We start from the raw sequence: 21,667 nt of genomic DNA on the forward strand, positions 1-21,667 counted from the left end.
TAAATAGCGCTGCCATAAAAAGAGCAATGAGAAACAAAAGAATACGCCTGACATCATCGCTGACCTGCCTTCTGCTGATATCGGCGCCGCTATGGGCCGACAGCGTCAAGCGCATCATGCATGCCGACGGGACGGTCGAGTACACCAACGTAAAGAGTGGAAGCCAGAAGCGGGCCTCCACCAAGAATGAGACCGTCTACCGCTACCGGGATAAAAACGGCGTGGTGGCGTTCAGCGAAATTCGTCCGGAAAACATCAATGTCGATGTGATCCACTTCCACTGTTACGCCTGTGACCCGAATTCGAAAGTCGACTGGTATAACACACCCCTATTTCTCAAGCCCTACCGTCAGGAAATAGCGAGCGCCGCGGAGCGGTACGGGGTTGACTCAGCGCTAGTGCGGGCGGTTATCCATGCCGAGTCGGCCTTCAATGCCCAAGCCCTATCCCCGAAAGGCGCCCAGGGTCTGATGCAGCTAATGCCCGCAACCGCGCAGGAACTGGGTGTCAAGAATGCCATGGTGGCCGCCCAGAATATCCAGGGTGGCGTGAACTACCTGGCGAAAATGCTGAGGCAGTTCAATGGCGACATTGGCCTCGCCACCGCCGCCTATAACGCCGGGCCAGGAGCGGTAAGTCGCTATGGCGGCATCCCACCCTACGCTGAAACCAAAGCCTATGTGGAACGGGTAGGCATTCTACGCAACCGCTACGCCGTCAATTCGGACGATTTCGCTGCCGCTAATTAGCCGCGCCTTCGTCAATCTCAAACGAGGCCCCTGGAACCTCAAAATAGGCATCGTAGCGCCCACTTTCCCGGAACTGACTCAACCGCTCATTGAACCGCTCAATCAGCGCTTTGCTTTGCGAGAGGCGAGATGGAAACAGCACAAAACTCTGGTTTTCGAGAATGGGTCTGGGGTGATGGGTAATCCGTTTCGCCTGCTTGGCCGGCAATGCCTGCTCCATTAGGTGATAGCCCACATTGATTTCTTCCGGAAAGGCATCGATGCGGTCGTAAATCAGCCGGTTAAAATTCAGCTTGGAGTATGAAACCCAATCGATGTTCAGCACGTTGTCAGCGACGGCTTGATCAAACTCGGAGCCGTAACTATAACCCAGCGTGCCGCCGAGCCGGAGCTTCGCCAAGTCCTGGATATCGAGCCAGTCGATGGGGTTACCCTTGCGGTAGAACAGGACAAACGTTTCACTCAACACCGCATCGCTGTAAAGAAAATCTTCGGTGCGCTCCGGGGCAAACATCCAGACGGCTGTCGCGTCATGCCGGCCCCGAGCCGCTTCACGATAAGCACGGTTCCACGGCAGGAAATGAAACTCGACGGAAAAGCCTTCTGCGGCAAAAATATCGCGGATCAGGCGGGCCAAAGAGCCTTGGTCCGGCGCCGAGCGATCAAGATAGGGCGGCCAGTCGCCCACACTGATCGAAAGCGACTTGCCAGCTTCCTTCGCGGCGATGGCCGAGGACCAGACAAGAACGAGCAGAGCAAGATAAAGAACAACAGCTTTCAAGGCTTTCCCCAACGCAACAGTATCGCGATCCGACAGTGCAAAGACCGCATGCACAGCAATGCAATGGCCCACCTCCGCCCTGGCTTCTGGGTTGATCTACTGCGCGTCGCTCCCCCGGTTCTCGGGGCTCGCTAGGCCAACGAATGTGCCAGACGGGCACTTGTGTTAAGGGACACTAGATACAGATTGGTAGGGTCTGAAGTAATAAGCAAGCCGAGAAGAGCCGGAGACAGGCAAGTAACGTTTGCGTTGATCAAAGATGCTCGCTCAATAAAGACGGCCCCAAAAAAACCGCCCGGCTGACGACCGGGCGGTTTTTGGTGGCGCTCTGTTGGGAAACGTCGCCGGAGGCTATTCGGACGCCGCGATCAGGCTCGCGTTGCCGCCCGCTGCCGTCGTATCGACGCACAGGTGGCGCTCAATGACGAAGCGTTGGTCGAGCGCCGGTTCGGTAATCAGCGGCAGCAACGCCCCCTCGCGTTTGGCAAGGGCAAGGCGGTACTGCTTCAGTAGATCGCGCTCCGCAACGCTGACGACACCGTCAAAGCCGGATACGGTGGCGAGCGCCTCGGGATCGATCAGTCCATCGATACCCGCGACCGGCAACCCCGCCTTGGCAGCCTCGGCCACTGTTTTTTCGACACCCGGCGCAACCATCACCACTTTGTTGCCTTGGGACAGAGCCACGCCAGCCTGTTTCAACGCCGATTCAGTGTCCGGCCCCAAACAAACGATGACACCGCGGGCGTAATCGGTAAGGCGGTTCAGCTCGCCGGTGGGCCCTGGCAGATCTTCCGAATGGCCGTCTAACGGCGCGGGAACCTCACCGAAAATCGGGTGCAGCAGCTCAGCCCTGGCCGCAGGCCTGGCAGCATGCAAGCCGTCTAGTTCACAGATAAGTTTCTGCAGCCGCTTGGTATCGACCGTCTTGGCGTCGGCGTCCGCCGGCTTCTCGATCACCTCTCCCTTCAGGAACCGGCGGACGTAGTGCGGGCCACCCGCTTTGGGGCCGGTGCCGGAGAGACCCTCGCCGCCGAACGGCTGGGAGCCGACGATGGCACCGATCTGATTGCGATTGACGTAGGTATTGCCCACTTTGATACGACCGGCAAGACGATCCACGCGGCGATCGACCCGGCTGTGAATACCGAATGTCAGGCCGTATCCTTTAGCGTTAATCGCATCCACGACCTTATCGATATTCTTCGCTTCGAAGGTCGCCACGTGCAGTACCGGCCCGAAGATTTCTTCTTCCATTTCTTCGATTCCGCTGACTTTCAGGACCACCGGCGACACGAACAGTCCGTTCTCCGGTACCGGCAGCTTCTTCAGTAGCCGGCCTTTCTGCTCGAACGCATTGCAGTGATCGACGATCTTCTTCTTGGCAGCCTCGTCGATCACCGGCCCGACGTCGGTTGCCAGGCTCCAGGGATCGCCGATGCCGAGTTCCTCCATTGCACCGTAGAGCATCTCCAATAGATGGTCGGCAATATCGCTTTGGACATACAACATGCGCAGCGCGGAACAGCGCTGGCCGGCACTCTGAAAAGAGGAGGCGATTACGTCGCGCACCACCTGTTCCGGCAACGCGGTGGAATCGACAATCATGGCATTCAGGCCGCCGGTTTCCGCCACCAACGGCGCGTCCGGATGCATATTCTCAGCCATGTTCTGGTTGATGCGATGGGCGGTTGCCGTAGAGCCAGTAAAACAGACACCGGCAATCCGCGAATCGGAGGTTAACGGCCCACCGACCGCCGCACCGGTGCCCGGCAGCAACTGCAAAACGTCCTTGGGAATGCCGGCCTCGTGCATCAATTGAACGGCCCGGTAGGCCAACAGCGAGGTCTGTTCTGCCGGCTTGGCGATGACCGCATTACCAGCCGCCAGGTTCGCCAGAATCTGGCCGGCGAAGATGGCCAGCGGGAAGTTCCAGGGCGAGATACAGACCATCACACCGCTCGCTTCACCGGCATCTTTATAACGCAGCCCCTCGTTGGCATAGAACTGGGAAAAATCGACGGCCTCACGAATCTCAGCCACGGCATCCAGCAGTGACTTCCCCGCCTCCCGGGTGGTGATGGCAAACAGCTCGTAGGTGTGCTCTTCGAACAGGTCGCCGACCTTGCGCACGCATGCCGCACGTTCTTCAGCTGGCAGGCGTGACCAGGTTTTGAAGCCATCCTGAGCCGCGACGACCGCAGCCTCGATATCGGCTTCGGATGTCTGAGTCACGTGCCCTACCGTGTCTTCCGGATCGGCTGGATTGCGCACGACCTGGACTTCAGTGCCCGCCGAATCAACCGCCATGACCGGCCCGCCCTTCCAGCGGTGTGTCTTGAATGCGCCGCGGCCTTGTTCAATTTGCTCAATGGTGACTGGATCGGTGATGTCCCAGCCCTTGGAGTTGCGGCGCCCCGCACCAAAAATATCCGCCGGACGCACGATGGCTTTGCTGGCGATGGTGTCACCTAGCGCCTCGACAATGGCGATGGGATCCTTTGCGATCTCTTCGGGAGTAATACGGGTATCGACGATCTGATTGACGAAGGAGCTGTTCGCCCCGTTTTCCAGCAGACGGCGCACGAGATAGGCTAACAGGTCCTGGTGAGCACCCACTGGCGCATAAATCCGGCAAGGAACGCCGCTGTCATGGATCACCTGATCGTGCAGGGATTCGCCCATGCCATGAAGCCGCTGGAACTCGAAGCGCTCCCGACTCACGTTCTTGGCCAATTCCAACACGGCCGAAACCGAGTGCGCGTTGTGAGTGGCGAATTGCGGGTAAATGCGGTCGGTCATGCCCAGAAGTTGTTTGGTGCACGCCAGATAAGACACGTCACTGCAGGCCTTGCGGGTGAACACCGGAAAGTCGCTCAGGCCCATCACTTGGGCGCGCTTGATCTCGGTATCCCAATAAGCACCTTTTACCAGCCGCACCATGATACGCCGATCGAGTCGCTCGGTCAGGGCGTAGAGCCAGTCCAACACGTGCGTTGCCCGCTTGCCGAAGGCCTGCACGACAACGCCAAAGCCCTCCCAGTTCGCCAGCTCCGGGTCGGACAGGATAGCTTCGATGACATCGAGGGACAGATCCAGGCGATCCGCCTCTTCGGCGTCGATGTTGAATCCCATATTCGCTGCCGCCGCCTTCTTGGCCAGCTTGAGGGCGCGGGGCATCAGTTCGTTCATTACCCGTTCCTTTTGCCCATACTCGTAACGGGCCAGTAACGCGGAAAGCTTGACTGAAATACCGGGATTGGTGCGTACATCGCCTTTGCAGTTCTTGGCAATGCTATCGATAGCGTCGGCATAGGACTGGTAATAGCGCAGGGCATCGGCATCCGTCCGCGCCGCCTCGCCCAGCATATCGTACGAATAGGTGTAACCGCGGGCCTCATTGCTCTTGCCCCGCTCCTGCGCCTCTTCGATGTCGCGGCCCAATACGAACTGGCGGCCCATTTCCTTCATCGCCTGACCCGCGACGGTGCGTACCACGGGCTCACCCATACGCTTGAGCATGTGCCGCAGAGTCTCACCAACGGTCTGGCGCTCGGACTCTTTAAGCAGATTGCTGGTCATCAGCAACGCCAACGTCGTGGAGTTAATCAGCGAAGACGAGGCCTTACCCATGTGGGCGCCCCAGTTGCCGGAGGTGATCTTGTCTTCAATCAGTGCGTGAATTGTCATGTTGTCCGGCACGCGCAGAAGCGCCTCGGCCAAACACATCAAGGCGACACCTTCCTTGGTCGTCAAGCCATATTCCGACAGGAACTTTTCCATGATAGAGGGCTTGGCGTTCTTGCGGACATCCCGCACTAAAGCGGCAGCGCGTTTGGAGATGGCATCGCGCTCGGTCTCGGAAAGCTGCGCCTCAGCAATCAGTTCACGAATCACTTTCAGCTCGTCGGCCAGGTAGTAATCGCGGATTGATTGCCGGCGTTCGATAAGTGCGGGGGCTACTGATTGCTGCGGTTTCATATCTATAACCTCGTCGTTGTTTGTCTTCCTCGCATTCTACCGAGACAGACAAAGACGTTTTTCCTATTAAAGCCGCCAGCGCCCAACATTTTGACTTTTTTTGGCCGTAAAAATTCTGTAAATTCCTAGCCTTCGGCCAAAAAACAGCTATTCAGACTTCGAATACTCCAGCACACCGTTTCATGGGCAAGCGTCCTAAGCGCCTTCAATGCGTCGTTTGCCGCGCCATGTACTCCATGGCCGACGGTCTATTCAATCTCCTACGTGGCAACGCCGAATGCAAGGAAAAGACCGAAACTGTCGTTGGCGTCGGCTACCTTTTAAAGTCATGTCGTCCCCATAACTTACTAATCGAAGTCGTTTTATTTACATTCCCCCACCTCCCTAAAGATTACGACTACTAGAGAGCTTAACTTATGGTCGAATTGGACCGCATAGATCACGCTATCATGCGTGAGCTACAGAAGGACGCCCGGCTAACCGTTACCAAACTCGCTTCACGAATCGGCCTTTCGAAAACGCCCTGCCAAGTGCGCATGCGCCGGCTTGAAGAGCAGGGCTATATCACTGGATACACCGCTCTGATCAATCAGACCAAGCTCGGCCTTAACCATATCGCCTTTGCCCAGGTCACCTTAAGTGACACCAGCAGCAAGGCGCTAGCGGCGTTCAATGACGCTATTCGGCAAATATCAGCGGTGGAACAGTGCCATATGATCGCGGGAAACTTCGATTACCTGCTGAAAGTACGGACCCGAAATATGGCGGAGTACCGTCAAGTGCTCGGCGAGCAGATTTCTGCCCTGCCCCACGTGCTACAAACGAGTACATTCGTGGTGATGGAAAACGTCAAGGATGGCGGACTCTAGTGTCCGTTAGCACAACTGTGCGGGCTAGGATTCGAAAGGATTTAAGGCCGTCGAGTCATTGGGAGGGGCAAACATGTCAACGCCTGGCGAAGCCGGAGCCGGGGGACCAAGCCCCCGACGCCTTGAAAAACTGAGTTCAAAGCGAACCCGCGGCCACTAAGATGCCTCCCACCGCAAAGGCGATAGGAATCAACGCAGCCAGTACTTCACCGAGATCTACCTTAGCGCCCCCATTTTCATTACGCTCACCCGCCATACAACAACTCCAATCAACAACGTACAACATGGTCGAAGCGCGCCACTTTAGGGCTCCGGGGGATGGCGCACAATAAGTAGGAAGCGAATATCGGCCAGTGTTTCGGGTATCCACTAGTGCTTTAAGAAAAATAGCTATTCGCCCGCGAATTTTGACCGACCCTGACGTGTTACATCCATAAAACACGAAAGTACGGCATCCGTTAACGCAGGTTAAAGAACGGTTGAAAACTATTCTGCCACCATCATGAAAGACGTAACGGCAGTTCAGATAAACCATTCAACGATCAGCGCACAAGGAGGCAGTCATGCAAGCGAGCATCGATACTGTTGAGCGCAATGTGAAAATGATGAATGTCTGGCTCAAGGAAACGTCCCAAGAACTGGGCGGCATAGATGAAGACGATGCCTGGCGTCGGCTGCGGGCCGTACTGCAAACGATTAGGGACCGGGTGACCATCGATGAAGCAGCGCATTTCGCTGCTCAGCTGCCTATTCTTGCCCGGGGATTGTTCTACGAGGATTGGCGGCCATCCGAATCACCGCAGAAATGGCGAGACCGGGGTGAATACCTCGAAGCGATCAACGCCAAGATCAGCAACGATGGAGCCGCCGACCCGGAAGAAACGCTCCGGGCAGTCCTCAAAGTCATCGAACGCCACATAGATGCAGGGGAGGTCGAAAAGGTCAAGGAGATGCATCCAAAGGAGATGTGGGATCTCTGGCCTTCGTGAACCGCGCATTAAAGTCCATCAATTGTTTTGAAGAAGCCCCGTTCGTATGAGAACGGGGCTTCTTCATTCTCATACTCGGCAAGCCCTATATTTTGGCGCCCTACCAAAACCACGTACGCAACAAACGGTTAATGCTTTGTAACCGAGCCTATTTCCATCCAAACTTTCATTTCCCAACGAGAGCCCGTTAGCTCTACTATTTTTCATGGTGTAGTCACGACTTTCACTATTTAGGACAATTGATGTAGGCACAACTGTCGATGTTGGCTGCCCCAATAAACACCGAAGCTTTTCCTCACGTTTAACACTTTCAGGGAACAGTCCCGTTATGGAAAACCTGTTTACCGCGGATATTGGCGGGAAAGACGCTGAGCTATTATTTCAGCGGCTCGGCGACGAATCGACCTATACGTTGGATGGCCCGTACGCCTCCATCGCCACCAATGGTCGGGTTGTCGAGGAGAGCGACAACGTTTTGGTCATTGTTGGCACGCCACTCCCGTCAGTTTCCCAAGTGCCGAAAAACTGGAGGGAAGCAAAAGAGCAACTCCCCGCCCATGATGGCGTCTTCAGTATGCTCTACTGGGATAGGGAAGCTAACAAGCTCGTTATCATCAGCGATTTCATGGGGTTTTATCCGCTATACGTCAAACGGGACCAAGGGCGCATCTATTTCAGCACCGCAACCCGTGCCTTTGAAGGGGACTTCGATGCCGCTGGCTGGGGCACTTTTATTACCCTCGGTCAAACACTCGGCAACGCCACCCTTACGGCCGGTGTCGAACGGGTCGCACCGGCGAGTCTCATGGTCATTGACCTGGCAACGAGAGAAATGGAAGTCACTCAATATTGGCGGCCCGAACCCCATTCCACTGTCCCGACTGTCGATCAGGTCCACGAGTCGCTACGTTCAAGCACCGACCAAATCATCGCTGCGCATAAGGACGACGACCACTTCGTTTTAATGAGTGGCGGATTCGACTCACGCCTTATCGCTTGCATGTTGACGCGCCAAAATCTCTCTTTTCGAGGTGTATTGGTCTCGCACTATGACGAGAATCTCGACGCCGAAACACGTTTCGGTAGGGCCATGGCAAAAAAGCTGGGTTTTTCCTGTGAGTACCGCACGGCTGATCGGGACTTTTTCTCCAGCGAGGAATTTCTGCACTATCTCTTCGCTTCAGACGCCGAGACGCCTAGCCTGTATCTGTTTATCTCACAAGTGCTGCAGTTTGTCCCACGCGGCGGCGTCGTCTGGGACGGTTTTATCCCAGGCACTTTGCTGAAAAACGCCATTACGGACGCGTCGCCGGCAGATCGAATCGAACTGGCGTTTCAAGACTACTTGAAGCGCCTCGGCACCCCATTCGATGGCAAAACCTGGAAAGCAGCAAGGCAGCTTTTTAAGCCTGAAATAGCCCGGCAGTTCGAGGATGCATTTCAGGCGCAATGGGAGTCGGTCACGTCCGAATATGCCAATGACGAGGACGGAATAAGCGATTTCCATTTCGATCACCGGAATAGGACCAGGACCCTTATCAACCCCTTCAAAGCATTCAGGACCCGCGCTAAAACGGTAACGCCGGGAACGACGAGAGACTTCGTAAATCTCGCCCGATCCGTCCCTGAGCAGGCCAAACGGGACAATGATTTCTACCGAAAACTGTACGAACACTATTATCCTGAAGCTTATACGGTGCCCTTGGTAAAACAAAACAAGCTTGTTCCACCAAAACACTTCAGCCCAAGCTTCGAAGCGTTCAGATTGCTCAATAAACTCCACGGACGACTGAGTGAGCGTCCCCGGCTAATGCGCTACTTGGGAATCGATCCCCATAAATACCGTTTCCGGAACTCCTCGTTCCTGGACGTTCCACAGCTGTATGACACACCAGACCCTGCACTTAATCAGGACTTCCTGAAGAAACTGCAAACCGGCGATGTCGTATCACCTGCGGCAGTGAGACTCCTATTCCATTGGCGGGCCTGGCGGTGGCTGCATGAGCAGCGTCTTTACCAGAATTTCAAAGGGTGATTAATGCAGTCCGTTACCTTATCCGCACGGAAACTCACTGAGCTTCCCAAGAGTTGATCCCCGGCGTGTACGGCACGCCGGACAAACCACAATCTGCACTACCCGACATTGGATCGTTTGAAGTGAGAGCCCGAGATCCGGGCCCAACCTATTTGCTCTGGAAAATAGTCGGTTAGCTCCACTAGCTCCACCCCGCGGATGACACGGCGAGCTTACGACTGATGGCCTAGCTGCCGGGTCGCGAAGTCTACAAAGGCGCGCAATTTAGGAGAGATGTGGCGCGACCGGGGGTATTGCAGGTTTACGCTGCCTTGGTACTTGCCGACCATCGACCAATCGTCCAGTACCGTTACCACGGTGCCCTGCTTGAGTTGGGCATTAACGGTAAAATCGGGAAAGAGCCCGATACCGAACCCCTGACGCACGGCATCCATCCTAATCTCGGTGTGATTGACGATATAGCGTCCGGAGGTTTCAACCGTAACGGTTTCATCGCCCTTTTTCAGCGTCCAGATGTGATCGGTGACGTTCTCGCCGAGCGATAGGCACTCCAAACGCTCAAGGTCCTTAGGATGTTCCGGTTTGCCGTATTCGGCAATGTACTGTGGCGACGCGCACAGCAGCGAGCGCACCACACCCAACCGGGCCGCCACCAATCCCTCTATCGGTTGATCGGTAATGGTGACGACAGCGTCGATATCGTCGTAATGCGGATCCAGCGTCCTGTCGGTAACCACCAATTGGACCTCCACCGTCGGGTGGGCCTTCAAAAAAGGCGGCACCACACGCCTCAACACCTGCGCGCCGTAGGCTTTTGGCACACCGATCGAGAGTCGCCCACTGGGTTCGCCCCGGGCCTGTTCGGCGATATCGAGCACGTCGTGGGCAGAGTCCAGCACTGACTTGCAGTGGGCAAACACTTTCTCCCCCGTCGCATTCAGGCGCAGGCTGCGGGTCGATCGCTCCAACAGCCGCAGCTCAAGCGCATCTTCCAGGCGTGAGACCTGGCGACTGACCGCGGAGGGCGTCGAGCCCAGCTTATGGGCGGCAGAAGTAAACGAGCCGGTTTCCACCACGGTCACGAAGACCACCACGTCTTGCATGATCGACATCAGTTGATTCGCACTCACTGCGCATAACTCCTTTGCTGCGATTCGGCCTAATCCAATTCTGTCTGGTTCGTTAGCATACGTGTATTCAATAAGGAGCCTCTGAATAAAGGCTTGATCGCATCGGGTTTCCAAAGCGATTCAGGCGTTATTCGGAGGCTCCATCATGATAGTTAAAAGGGAATGGATTGCGATGAAAAAGCTGCGTAGCGTGACGGATCTGGAGTTTGTGTGTGACCACGTCGACCACGTTGTCACCCTGTTCAGCGGCGGACTCGACAGTACCTACTTGCTCAAGTTGCTCAGCGAGCGTGGCGTGGAAGTCACCGCCGTTGCTGTCGACCTGGGTGACGAGCCCGACATTCCCGCTTTACATCGTGTGGCTTCGACATTCGGCGCCCATCTACGTGTCGTCGACCTGAAACACACCTTCGCCCGTGAGGCTGCGCTACCGGCTATTCGGGCTCAGGCCCGTTACCTGCACAACTTCCCCATTAGCGCCTCACTGTCACGGCCGTTCATGGCGCAGGCAGCCGTCGATATCGCCGAATCCCTGGGCTGCGGAGCCATTTTTCATACGGCGACCCAGTCGCAAAATAGTCTACGGCGCATTAACGGTGCTATCGAGCAACTAGGCTACGGCGGATTCTACGGGTCGCCGCACGAATATACCTCCGTTTCCCGAAGCGAGAAAATCCGGGCGCTCAAAGCGGCCGGTCTTGCTTCGTTCGAGCAGCGCATCGTCAGCGGAGACAGCAATCTGTGGTGTCGTGAGTTCGAGTCTGGCGTGATTGAGAACCCGGAAGGCTTCGTCATTCCCGAGAGCCTCTTTACCTGGTCGCGTCCGGATGCGGAGCGCCAAACCGATATACCGGGCCATAAATTCTCGATTACTTTTCAAGCCGGCGTTCCCGTGGCCGTCAACGACGGCTCCATGGAACCCGTGCCCTTGATCAATCATCTGAACCGGATTGTGGGCGCATATGGGATCGGACGATTTACCGGCCTCGAGCACCTTCAAGGTGGCGAGAAGGTGCTCGAGGTGCGCGAGGCGCCCGCCGCTCAGGCGTTGATGGACGCCTACCGGCATCTGGAAACCGCGGTCCATAGCTACGAACTAATACGCGAGAAAGCGGCGCTAGAACAGCTTTGGGTGCGTGAAGCGGTTGAAGGGCGCTGGTTTGGCACACTGCGGGATGCCATCGACCACTTTATTCTGAGAACCTCCCAGGAGGTTTCCGGGCGAGTCTGTTACGACGTATCGGGCGGACAATTGAACGTCGAATCGATTCAGGCAGGTTGCCCGCTGTATCTTAAAGAACGAGATCAATGGGAATCGCAAAAGGCCGCGTCCAGCAGCGCCCGGTCGCTGGTCGATATGTCTTCCAGCGAACAGCCTTCGGCCCCAGTGCCCGAACAACTGGCTCTGGGAGCGTAAAATGACTGCCCGGCAATTGCTACCTACGCCTCGCAGCCTATGCCCGACCTCTGAGGAGGCTGCCGCCAAATTGACCATAAATAAATACACGGCTATCTCCGGAAGAGCCCTTAGCAAGGTACTGGGCCTGGCCGCGCTCGACACTGCGGAAGCCGTGCGGAGGAACTACGCCTGGCAAGCCTTCGCCGGCTGCTGGGACCGCCTGACTCTGGATACTTACATGGGCGACAACGGACGCTATCGCTATCGGCGTTACGGTCAGTTCCGATACGACGCACTGACGTCTTCGCTCCACCTTCTGCCCCACGAACCGTACGTGCAACCACGGGCGATCAATCGGCTCAATGGCGATATCCAGCGCCATTTCGATCCGCTGGAAACGGCACTGACGGAAAGCCCTATCCTATTTAACCTGTTGCGGGAAATGGCAGCGATCTATTCGGCTGCGGATGGCTACACGTCGAACTGGCGGATTCGGCTTCACCCTTACCGCATCACCGGCTCGACCGGCGCCCCCGGCAAGCCGACCCCCGAAGGACTTCACCGCGACGGCGTGACCTATATCGCGTCATTGATGGTTGCCCGTCGCAATATTACCGGTGGCATTACCCGTGTCACCACTAACGACAGGCGAATGCTGACCTCCGTGAGACTCACCGAACCGCTTGACCTTCTCATCTCGGATGACGCAAGCACGATGCACGAAGTGTCGGAAGTCCGCTCCCTGGATGGCCACTCACCGTCTTTCCGCGACGTTCTGGTGATCGCCTTCGAACGCATGGATGCGTTCGGCTAACCCACTTCAAAGGCTTTTCCATGTTGATAAACAAACGAACATTCCCGGTCGCCGAGTGTCTTTTGCTGCTAGTCGCCGCCTTCTGGGGTACCAGCTACGGCCTTTCCAAGCAGGCATTGGCCTTCTACTCCGTGCTGGGTTTTATCGCCATCCGTTTTTTTATGGCCTTTCTCACCTTGCTGCCGGCCCTGGTCCGGGAATACCGCCGCGGCGCGGCGAGGGATTGGCGGGTGGGGCTGCCTACGGGCGCAATTCTCTTTGCCATTTTCGTCTGCGAAATCTACGGCGTGCTGCATACCACAGCGGCCAATGCTGCATTTCTGATCAGCCTGTGCGTCCTGTTTACGCCGTATACGGAATGGCTGATCTTCAAGCGCCCCCCGTCGATGGAGAATTTCGTCTTGGCCGGCCTCTCATTCGTCGGCGTAATACTTCTGACCACCGGGAGCACCGTTACGCTCAACATCGGCGATCTGCTGATCCTTGGGGCGGCCATATTGCGTGCTTTTATGGTCACGGTGACCAAGAAGGTCGCGTCGGACAAGGATCTTTCCACCTTGAGCCTGACCTGCATCCAGTCCGGCGTCGTTAGCCTCGGGGCCGCGTTCGTCATCATCCTGTTCCAGCCGGAAACGCTACGCGCACTACCGATGGATATGGAGTTCTGGTTAATTACCGTCTACCTTGTGCTGTTCTGTACTGTATTTGCGTTCTTTGCCCAGAACTACGGCGCTCGCAACATAGCGCCGACCCGGGTGTCGCTACTGATGGGTACAGAGCCTGCCTTCGGTGCGCTTTTCGCAGTCTGGTGGCTGGGTGAGGAGATCGGATTGACCGGCTGGATGGGCGGCGGACTGATCGTTTTTGCGGCGCTCTATTCGGTATTCCCTAAAACGGCGCGCGAAGTGCCGGCAGGTGTCAGAGAGCCGAAAAGTGCGGTTTGACGGCAACGCCGGTACTGTTCGAAGTAATGGGCGCTAGTGTACTCGCTAGTGCACTAACTAGTAGGAGGGTGCCGCGCAGAATGACGGCACCTCTATAGCCCCTTTGGCTGGACAGCACCAACATGCTTCAGCCCACAACACCTGCCTGACGTTGCGTTGAAGGTAGTTTTTCTGCCGCGCTTTGCGCTTTGGATCGCGACAACAGACGCTCCCGGAGGAGCGCTTCAAACTGATCGGCAGGTAACGCCTTGCTGAATAAGAATCCCTGCCATAGATCGCAGCCGTTCTCCCGCAAGAATTCAAGCTGCGCTTCAGTTTCGACGCCCTCGGCGATCACTTTCAGGTTGAGATTATGAGCCAGCACGATAATCGAGCTAACGATGGCGGCATCGTCCGGATCATCGATCACGCCCTGGCTGAAGGCACAGTCCACTTTGATGGTGTCGATCGGTAAACGCCGCAGCTGGCTTAACGAGGAGTAACCAGTGCCAAAGTCGTCGATGGAAATAATCACGCCGGCCTGTTTCAGTGACGTTAGCATGGCCCGGGCGCTTTCGACGTGGTGCAGAAAAACACCCTCCGTAAGCTCCAGTTCGAGCCACCGTGGTTCCAGCCCGGTTTCTTCCAGGATCTGCATGATGTCATCGGCGAGGTCGCTTTGTTCGAACTGGCGCATGGAGAGATTGACGGCAACGGGTATAGGCGCATAACCCGCCTCTTGCCAGGCCTTATTTTGGCTACAGGCTTCGCGGAGTACCCAATGACCGATATCTACAATCAATCCCGTCTCTTCTGCCAGCGGAATGAACTGCTCCAGCGGCATAAAGTGATTGCCCTCGTGCGGCCAGCGCAACAGGGCTTCCATGGACACGATCTTACCGGTGGAGCAATCAATCTGCGGCTGGTAATGCAGGCTGAGCTGTTCGTGCTTGACCGCTTTGCGCAAACTGTTTTCGAGGTCCAAGCGCGCCTTGGCCTGGGCGTTCATATCCGCAGAGTAGAATTGGTGATTGTTTCGCCCGAGCTTTTTGACCTCGTACATGGCCGTATCGGCATTCCGCAACAACAGGTCCACGGTGTGGCCGTCATCCGGATAGACTGCGATACCGATGCTGCTGCCGATATAGAATTCACGGCCGCCAACGAGAAAAGGCTGGGCGATACTTGTGAGGATATTGCGAGCCACCTCGGCCGCAACTTCCGGGTGGGCAATGTTCATCAGGGCCAGGGTAAACTCATCCCCGCCCAGACGCGCCACGGTGTCGCTCTTGCGCACACAGCCGAGCAGGCGCTCCGACACTTCGCGCAACAACTGGTCGCCTTCGGCGTGGCCCACCGTGTCGTTCACATTCTTAAAGTGATCGAGATCCAGAAACATCACCGCCAGCGTCTGCTGCTCGCGTTCGGCTCTCTCAATCGCCTGGGTTACGCGATCTTCAAAACAGGTTCGGTTAGGCAGCCCGGTGATAGCGTCATAGTTCGCCAGCCGCTGTTCGTGTTCGTGGGCTTTTGCCAGCTTGCGGTAGGCTTTCTCGAGCTCTCGGGCTTCCCGGCGTTCGACCTCTGCCACAGCGGCCGCTGCGGCTAGCTCCTTCTCGCGTTCCGCATGCAGTTTCACTTCATCCAGCAATGCGGTCAGCTCGTCGTTCCGTTGTTGCACTTCCTCGAGAAGTTCGGCTTTCGATAGCCTCACCAGACGCTCGCGCTGGTCGACAATAAATCGTTCGGATGGGTCAAAATCGCGGCTGGGTATACGCTTGACAACCGCAAACCCCTCAAGACCATTTTTCAGCTCAAGCGGATAGGCACGATCGAAGAGTTTGCCGGCGTCGTTAGAAGTTAACGGGTTACGCTGGCCCGAAAACACCATCTGCAGATTGAATGCCTGCTGGCTCTTGCCGATGCCGATGGTGATCGATGCCTCGTCACCCTGATGGTAGAGCGTGCGGCACAGGTTTGAGGTCATGGCCGCAAGCCGCGTCGCGGCAAAGACATCAAACTCCAGATCCTCCGCCAGAAACCGCACGCGATTTCGCGCTCCGGTAATGGCAGCCGTGCTATTTATCGGTAGCGTCGCCAGTTCAATCATTTAATTAACCTTGACGACAATACAGCTGCCGTCATCATCCTCTTTGCCGTAATCACGGAGAAGGCGCTCAGCCATCTGCTGCGCAGAGCTTTCATCGGGGCGCAGGGCCTCGCTTAAATCCAGATGCGCCGGTAGCCCATCGCTGTGTAAAACGAGCACCGTCCCGGGTGACAGAATCAGTGTTTCTTCACGGGGACGGCTCATAATGTAGCCCACGATACCATCACGCGGAACGAAGGTAATCGGATTGGGCGCATAGATCTTCACACTGATATTGCCAACGCCCACGTACTGAAGCATCCCGGTACTGGCATCGATGCGGCACAGTGCTACAACCGCGCCGAGTGAGCGACGAAGATGCTCGTGCAAGCCTTGCATCACATCGACCAGATTCAACTTTCGATAGGCCTGCGACAGGTACTTCTTAGCGCGGGACGCCACGTCATGGGCCGCTTGACCATGCCCGAGGCCATCGATCAGCGCGATGAACAGATCCTCGTCCACCGCATTGATTAGACCGGCATCGCCACAGACGCCAGGCTCTTCGTTGGCATGGGACTGCGTCACTAGAGCGTGATCGAGGCGTAGTCTCATCGCAGCCACTTCCGAGCCACAATCCGTGCCCCCGACGTTCGCTGAGCATCGAAAGTAAGCTCATCCATCAATCGCTGGACACCGGGTAGCCCAAGGCCCAACGTGCCGATGGTGCTGTAACCTTCCTGCAGAGCTCTGTCGATATCGTCGATACCGGGACCATTATCTTCAGCGACAACCTCGATGCCCACGCGTCCATCCTGCGTTACCGATCTCAGCGTTACCACACCGCCGCCGCCGTGTAGCGAGGCATTTCGGGCCAACTCGCTTACCGATGTAGCGACCATAAACTGGTCGGTCTTGCCAAATCCCATAGCTGCAGTCAGGTCGTGCGCCTCGTAAACCGCATAGGCGACATCGTTTTCCTGCACAATTTCCACACGCCGCTCGTCGCTATCCATGAACGCTGTTACCATCCGGGGCAAAGGAAGAATTAACCGCCGATTCGGCATCGCCTTCGAGCATCGACAGTGCCGCCTCTTCATCGATACTATCAACGCTGATACTATCAACGCTTCCATCAATACTGTCAGCGCCCCCCTCGATACTATTAGCGCCTTCAGGCTCAGGCATTTTGGGGCGGACAATCGGTTCCAACAACGACAATGCCTGCTCCAGCGTGACCGCCGTGCACATCCCCAGCGGTGGAGACTCCAGATCCATTAGCGCGCTGGCGACCGCTGGCCGAATGCCGACCACCACCGTACGCGCACCCAGCATGTCGGCCATTTGAACCGTCTTAGCGAGACTCTCGGCAATGTGCGCATCCATGAGCTCTACCATCGAGACGTCGAGGATCACGCCCCTGATGCGCGTCTGATGAACTTTGTCGAGAATACCCTGCTGAATCTCACTGATGACATCGTCATAAAGTTCGAGCTGGATCGATACAATCAGACAGCCGCCCATCACGTACATACCTGCCTGCGGAAACTTAGCACTATTGTCCATAGCAATTCTCCTGACAGGAAACCGGTGTTAGGGGATTACCGTACCGGCGCGTTGGCAGACTGACGAATATCCAGCCCGAGCTTTTGCAATGCAAAGTGCACCGCATCGCGCAGCGTCGCGCGGGTCACCACATCGGTCAATGGAATGCCTAGTTGCACCAGAGTTTGCGCAATATTGGGCGAAATGCCGGAAATAACACAGCTACAGCCCATCAACTGCGTTGCCTGGGTAATCTTGATCAGGTGATTCGCCACCGCGGTGTCCACGGTTTCGACACCTTCGATGTCAAGAATAACCACGCGGGCCTCAGTTTCCGATATACGTACCAGCATGGCATCCATAATGGACTGGGCGCGCTGGGAGTCGACGACGCCGACAATGGGAAGCATCAGAACACGGTCCCAAAGCAGCGTTACCGGGGTGTAAATTTCCATCGCTTTGTTGGCCTTGGATGTCATAGTTTCTCCGTACACATCTATTCAACGGTATCGTTGTTGATCTCGTTTTGCTCAATAGTGAGCATACTATTTTGGTCAATGGGTGAGCATATTAAGGGACGGAGGGAGAAAAGAGAACTTGCAGTTTTGGGCCTACCACAGATCAACCAACGCCCGTTAAAACATAAGAATTGATTCTCCTTTATTTGAGGCCGTGCGACGCCCTATGGCTCAAAAGTTTTGCTGCTCTCTCACAGATCTAAGGGGCTACCGGTGCTTCGTTTCGCGATCCATGTGCGGACGACGGCTTTTTATCAGACGGCGCATGTTTATCTTCGGTGCGTGAAACAATCGCCGTACCCACCAGATCTCCAGTGACATTCAGCCCCGTCGCACCCATACCCACGAGGGCATCGATGGACACGAGCAATGCAACGGTTTCAATCGGCAGTCCCACCTGCGCAAAGACAGTGGCGATCATGACAATTCCGGCGCCGGGTACGCCAGCCGTGCCGATCGACGTCAACGTGCCGATCAAAACGATCTCGACCATGGTGATCAGATCCAACGGTACGCCCACGACGTTAGCGGCAAAAACAGCCGAAATCGCGATGCGGATCGCAGCCCCGTCCATGTTGATCGTCGCCCCGAGCGGCAAGCTGAAACCATAGACACTCTTCGGGAACCCCAAACGCTGGGCAGCATCCAGGGTAAGCGGTAAAGTGCCCGAACTGCTCTGGGTTGCAAAAGCCGTCGCCATGGGCGTGCGCGCTTCGCGAAAGAAGCTTCTCAGCCGCACACCGAACAGACGCATCAGGCCGCAATAAACCATCAGATGCACCGCCAGCGCGATGTAAAGCACCAACACCATATCGCCCAACGCCAGGATCGTGTCGATACCCTGCTCACCCGCCGTCTTTGCAACGATGGCAAAAACACCGACCGGCACGTACTGAAGCACACCGGCCATGACCTTCAAGGTGACCGCGCTAAACGCTTCAATCACCCGGTAGAGATGCTGACCGAGCTCGGCATGCGCCTTGGATTCGCGCAGCTTGAGCAATGCGATGCCGAAGACAATCGCGGTAAAGATAATGCCCAGCAGGTTCGGCTCGGTGAAAGCGCCGAAAATATTCGTCGGCACAATGCTGAGCAACACGCTCACGAAGCCGGGATTGTCGGGCACCTCGACGTCGGCATTTTCATCCAGCGTCATGCCGCTTCCGGGCTCCAATAGCGTAGCGACAACCAACCCGACGACGATAGCCAGTGCGGAGGTGACTATATAGAAGCCCAGCAGCTTACGCCCGACTCTTCCCATGCTGCCGATGTTCGCCTGATTGATACCCACCATCAGGGTGAACAGCACAATGGGAACAATGAGAAATTTCAGCAGACGCAACAGCAAATCGCCAAACGGCGCCAGCCAGTCGGCAACGGGTTGGCCGCCCAAGAGGCCCACGACGATACCAAGCACGAGGGCGATCCCGACTCTCAAAATCAACGACGTATTCAAATAGGCGTTCAGCAGAGCTCTCATTCGGTTGTCCTCGTGATAATCGAACATAGAGATGCCATTACGCGGATCCCTGAACTAAGGAGCCTTTGATTGTGTTAGATATTATTGGAAGGGTAAACCGACCGGGCCCATGTTGAGGTAACGATTTCTTCATGTAGGACCGCGCCCAAACGCGGTGTCGACCCAAACGCGGTTTCGAACAGCTATCGCGTGACCACCCGCCAATGAGCCATTGGGCCGCTGAAGCGATGGCCGTAGCTCAACCCTTGAAGTACGCTATTTGATGCGTCGTGGCCAACAAGTCGCCGTCACTGCTCCAGAGCTCAGCGTCCTGATCGTAATAGTTACGGTAGTATCGGCCTCCCCGGGCCTCGGCGAGAATATCTCGATCACCCTGGCGTCGCAGCATCTCGCTATCGGCATGAAAGTAGGTGGTCATTGAAACCGTACCTGCCGGCATGCGTTGCTGACGGCGGATAAAAACTCGCGGAAAGAAGCTGTCGCTGATCGCCATCAGTGAGAGAAAATCCAACGGACGCGGCGGATGATCCCTAACCCACATTCGCGTTAGTGCATTGTCCTGCTCGCCTGTCTGGCCGGAAGGGTCGAAACCGCCCTGCACCATTCGCATTTGATAGTTCTGCACCCACGCCATATACCCCCGGGTGTCCAACGGTTCTATATGACTGGGCGATGGGACCTCCGGCATTGCGGTATCGGCGCCGGTCCAGGAGTCGCGGCGTACCGCCAAAAACACCGTCGCGGTGGCCACGACGGCCTCGTCCTGACATAGCTCCAGGGTCCAGTGCTGAGTTGACCGGTTGGTGCGACTGACCTTGGGAACGACCGCGTACGCCGCCTCGGCCATGGGTGCGGCGAAGTTGACCGTCATAGCCACGGGCTCGCCCTGCCGCTCGGGGTGAGTCAGCACCGCGTTCAAAAGCGTAGCGGCAATCACCCCGCCATAGGGACCGACCATATTGGCGTAAGCATAGGGAAACTGACCTCGCAAAGAGGATCCGTCCAGATTCTCCAAGGCCGTAGCCTGGTCGAGCGGATGCATGCTGGAACTGCCCGTCATGGTGATGCTCTACTCCGTGTGCTTGAATGTTTCTCGCTGCTGCCAGGCGCCTGCGCTCCCAGCTAGAAATTCGATAACTCTTCCTGCAAATCGCGCTTTAGTTCTTCCGGCTCGGTTATCCAAATCGTCTGGTCGAGGCCCGGGAAAACGCCGATATCCAGACCGTCTTTCGTCAGGCCCGGCACCCACTTCTTAAAGAAGTCCGGCAAAGCGATACTTTTCGGTGTCAGATCGCCCGTGTTTTTTGCGTACTCGGCCGCAAGGTCAGCACTGGGCCAAACCGGCAGATGCTCAAATTCGCCATCCTCCGAAGCGATTTTTAGGAAACGGCTTTCCGCATTGATCAGTATCCAGATCTCGCGCTCCTCGACCACCTGACTCAAAAAATAGTCGTACCGCTCCTCACCACTCAACTCGAGCACACGCTTCAATTCACCATCGTCCATAGTTCATCCTGCAATTCCATCCATTTAATAACATGCCAAGAATCGGACGATACCCCAATAACCCTCACGGCCACCATAGCGAATACCCAACCCGCCACACGCATCTATTTATGTATGGGTGCTCAATCCCTCCGGCCGCGTTATGATCACGGACTTTCAAGCCGACGGAGCCCCCATGGCACGCTTTACCGAAATTGGTTCAGCAACGATTCCCGGCAAGGGAACGCAGTTACGCCTGCTACAACGCAATGAGGAATTTTCGATCAAGATTGCCGGTACCACCGGCGAGCTGATGAATAGCCGGATTCACGGCTCCGAAGATGCGCTGGCGACGTTGGCCTGTGAACGTATTGCCGACCAGCCCGAACCTCACGTACTGATCGGCGGACTCGGTATGGGCTTCACGCTTGCCGCAGCGCTAACGTGCCTGAACGACTCGGCAACCGTGACTGTCGCTGAACTGGTCCCCGAAGTGGAGCGCTGGAACCGCGGACCGCTGGGCGCGGCTTCAGGCTATCCGCTGAACGACTCGCGCTCTCACGTTCATATCGGTGATGTAGCTGAGCTACTGAAGCTTGGCGACGGCACTTACGACGCAATCTTGCTCGACGTCGACAATGGTCCCGAAGGCCTTACGCGCAAAGAGAACAACTGGCTATATTCGCCCGCTGGCATCACGGCGGCACAACGAGCCCTCAAACCAGACGGCGTGCTGGCCTACTGGTCGGCGGGGCCGGAACCGGCTTTCACAGAGCGCCTGCGCCGCGCCGGATTTTCCGTGGAACCCGTCACCGTACGCGCCCTTCGGCCCGGCAAAGGCGCCCGCCATGTTATATGGCTGGCCTGGTAACCGCAGGCG

The 21,667-nt window shown here is 56.5% G+C and carries 19 protein-coding genes; 8 read left to right on the forward strand and 11 right to left on the reverse strand.

What is annotated here, in order from left to right; all coding sequences use genetic code 11:
- The first annotated feature begins 26 nt into the window (after window positions 1-26).
- Window positions 27-749 (forward strand): lytic transglycosylase domain-containing protein, encoded by a 723-nt coding sequence (locus FXO11_RS15500; RefSeq protein WP_148863828.1) that lies wholly within the window; start codon window positions 27-29, stop codon window positions 747-749.
- On the opposite strand, the gene FXO11_RS15505 is transcribed toward FXO11_RS15500, so the two are convergent.
- Window positions 742-1,530: a substrate-binding periplasmic protein gene (locus tag FXO11_RS15505; protein ID WP_148863829.1), complete on the reverse strand. Its 789-nt coding sequence runs from the start codon at window positions 1,528-1,530 to the stop codon at window positions 742-744. The genes FXO11_RS15500 and FXO11_RS15505 overlap by 8 nt on opposite strands.
- 351 nt (window positions 1,531-1,881) lie before the next feature.
- Window positions 1,882-5,511 carry a bifunctional proline dehydrogenase/L-glutamate gamma-semialdehyde dehydrogenase PutA gene (gene putA, locus FXO11_RS15510; protein ID WP_148863830.1) on the reverse strand — a complete coding sequence of 1,210 codons (3,630 nt, stop codon included), beginning with the start codon at window positions 5,509-5,511 and terminating at the stop codon, window positions 1,882-1,884.
- A 416-nt stretch (window positions 5,512-5,927) separates the two neighbouring features.
- Between putA and FXO11_RS15515 the strand changes: the two genes are divergently transcribed.
- The 3 genes from FXO11_RS15515 to FXO11_RS15525 all read left to right on the forward strand — a co-directional run bounded on the left by FXO11_RS15515 (window position 5,928) and on the right by FXO11_RS15525 (window position 9,404).
- On the forward strand, window positions 5,928-6,380 hold the full coding sequence (locus FXO11_RS15515) for an Lrp/AsnC family transcriptional regulator (RefSeq protein ID WP_148863831.1): 453 nt from the start codon (window positions 5,928-5,930) through the stop codon (window positions 6,378-6,380).
- Between the two features lie 563 nt (window positions 6,381-6,943).
- Complete coding sequence (locus FXO11_RS15520) at window positions 6,944-7,369, forward strand: DUF2267 domain-containing protein (protein ID WP_148863832.1); 426 nt, start codon at window positions 6,944-6,946, stop codon at window positions 7,367-7,369.
- A 328-nt stretch (window positions 7,370-7,697) separates the two neighbouring features.
- On the forward strand, window positions 7,698-9,404 hold the full coding sequence (locus FXO11_RS15525) for an asparagine synthetase B family protein (protein WP_148863833.1): 1,707 nt from the start codon (window positions 7,698-7,700) through the stop codon (window positions 9,402-9,404).
- 212 nt (window positions 9,405-9,616) lie between these two features.
- On the opposite strand, the gene FXO11_RS15530 is transcribed toward FXO11_RS15525, so the two are convergent.
- Window positions 9,617-10,534, reverse strand: a complete 918-nt coding sequence (locus FXO11_RS15530) for a LysR family transcriptional regulator (protein WP_148863834.1) — start codon at window positions 10,532-10,534, stop codon at window positions 9,617-9,619.
- A gap of 145 nt (window positions 10,535-10,679) precedes the next feature.
- Between FXO11_RS15530 and FXO11_RS15535 the strand changes: the two genes are divergently transcribed.
- From FXO11_RS15535 to FXO11_RS15545, 3 genes are all read left to right on the forward strand, one after another.
- On the forward strand, window positions 10,680-11,951 hold the full coding sequence (locus tag FXO11_RS15535) for an argininosuccinate synthase-related protein (protein ID WP_227545926.1): 1,272 nt from the start codon (window positions 10,680-10,682) through the stop codon (window positions 11,949-11,951).
- A 70-nt stretch (window positions 11,952-12,021) separates the two neighbouring features.
- On the forward strand, window positions 12,022-12,747 hold the full coding sequence (locus FXO11_RS15540; protein ID WP_168203185.1) for a 2OG-Fe dioxygenase family protein: 726 nt from the start codon (window positions 12,022-12,024) through the stop codon (window positions 12,745-12,747).
- A 20-nt stretch (window positions 12,748-12,767) separates the two neighbouring features.
- Window positions 12,768-13,691: a DMT family transporter gene (locus tag FXO11_RS15545; protein WP_148863836.1), complete on the forward strand. Its 924-nt coding sequence runs from the start codon at window positions 12,768-12,770 to the stop codon at window positions 13,689-13,691.
- A 127-nt stretch (window positions 13,692-13,818) separates the two neighbouring features.
- Here FXO11_RS15545 and FXO11_RS15550 read toward each other — a convergent pair whose 3' ends face one another.
- From FXO11_RS15550 to FXO11_RS15585, 8 genes are all read right to left on the reverse strand, one after another.
- Complete coding sequence (locus FXO11_RS15550) at window positions 13,819-15,780, reverse strand: putative bifunctional diguanylate cyclase/phosphodiesterase (RefSeq protein WP_148863837.1); 1,962 nt, start codon at window positions 15,778-15,780, stop codon at window positions 13,819-13,821.
- The gene (locus FXO11_RS15555) at window positions 15,781-16,374 is read right to left on the reverse strand and encodes a SpoIIE family protein phosphatase (protein WP_148863838.1); all 594 of its coding nucleotides are present in this window, start codon (window positions 16,372-16,374) and stop codon (window positions 15,781-15,783) included. It lies immediately after the preceding gene.
- Entirely contained in the window at window positions 16,371-16,775 is a 405-nt protein-coding gene (locus FXO11_RS15560; RefSeq protein WP_148863839.1) for an anti-sigma regulatory factor, read from the reverse strand. Before FXO11_RS15560 ends, FXO11_RS15555 begins: the two co-directional genes overlap by 4 nt.
- Window positions 16,768-17,325 (reverse strand): STAS domain-containing protein, encoded by a 558-nt coding sequence (locus FXO11_RS15565; protein ID WP_148863840.1) that lies wholly within the window; start codon window positions 17,323-17,325, stop codon window positions 16,768-16,770. Before FXO11_RS15565 ends, FXO11_RS15560 begins: the two co-directional genes overlap by 8 nt.
- Before the next feature lie 35 nt (window positions 17,326-17,360).
- Window positions 17,361-17,783 (reverse strand): STAS domain-containing protein, encoded by a 423-nt coding sequence (locus tag FXO11_RS15570; protein ID WP_227545927.1) that lies wholly within the window; start codon window positions 17,781-17,783, stop codon window positions 17,361-17,363.
- A 238-nt stretch (window positions 17,784-18,021) separates the two neighbouring features.
- Window positions 18,022-19,302: a dicarboxylate/amino acid:cation symporter gene (locus FXO11_RS15575; protein ID WP_148863841.1), complete on the reverse strand. Its 1,281-nt coding sequence runs from the start codon at window positions 19,300-19,302 to the stop codon at window positions 18,022-18,024.
- Between the two features lie 238 nt (window positions 19,303-19,540).
- On the reverse strand, window positions 19,541-20,362 hold the full coding sequence (locus tag FXO11_RS15580; RefSeq protein WP_148863842.1) for an acyl-CoA thioesterase: 822 nt from the start codon (window positions 20,360-20,362) through the stop codon (window positions 19,541-19,543).
- Between the two features lie 62 nt (window positions 20,363-20,424).
- Window positions 20,425-20,808 (reverse strand): DUF2750 domain-containing protein, encoded by a 384-nt coding sequence (locus FXO11_RS15585; protein WP_148863843.1) that lies wholly within the window; start codon window positions 20,806-20,808, stop codon window positions 20,425-20,427.
- Window positions 20,809-20,983: 175 nt separating this feature from the next.
- Between FXO11_RS15585 and FXO11_RS15590 the strand changes: the two genes are divergently transcribed.
- Window positions 20,984-21,658, forward strand: a complete 675-nt coding sequence (locus FXO11_RS15590; RefSeq protein ID WP_148863844.1) for a spermidine synthase — start codon at window positions 20,984-20,986, stop codon at window positions 21,656-21,658.
- The last annotated feature ends 9 nt before the right edge of the window (window positions 21,659-21,667 follow it).

The organism is Marinobacter fonticola, assembly GCF_008122265.1.
Classification (GTDB): Bacteria; Pseudomonadota; Gammaproteobacteria; order Pseudomonadales; family Oleiphilaceae; genus Marinobacter_A; species Marinobacter_A fonticola.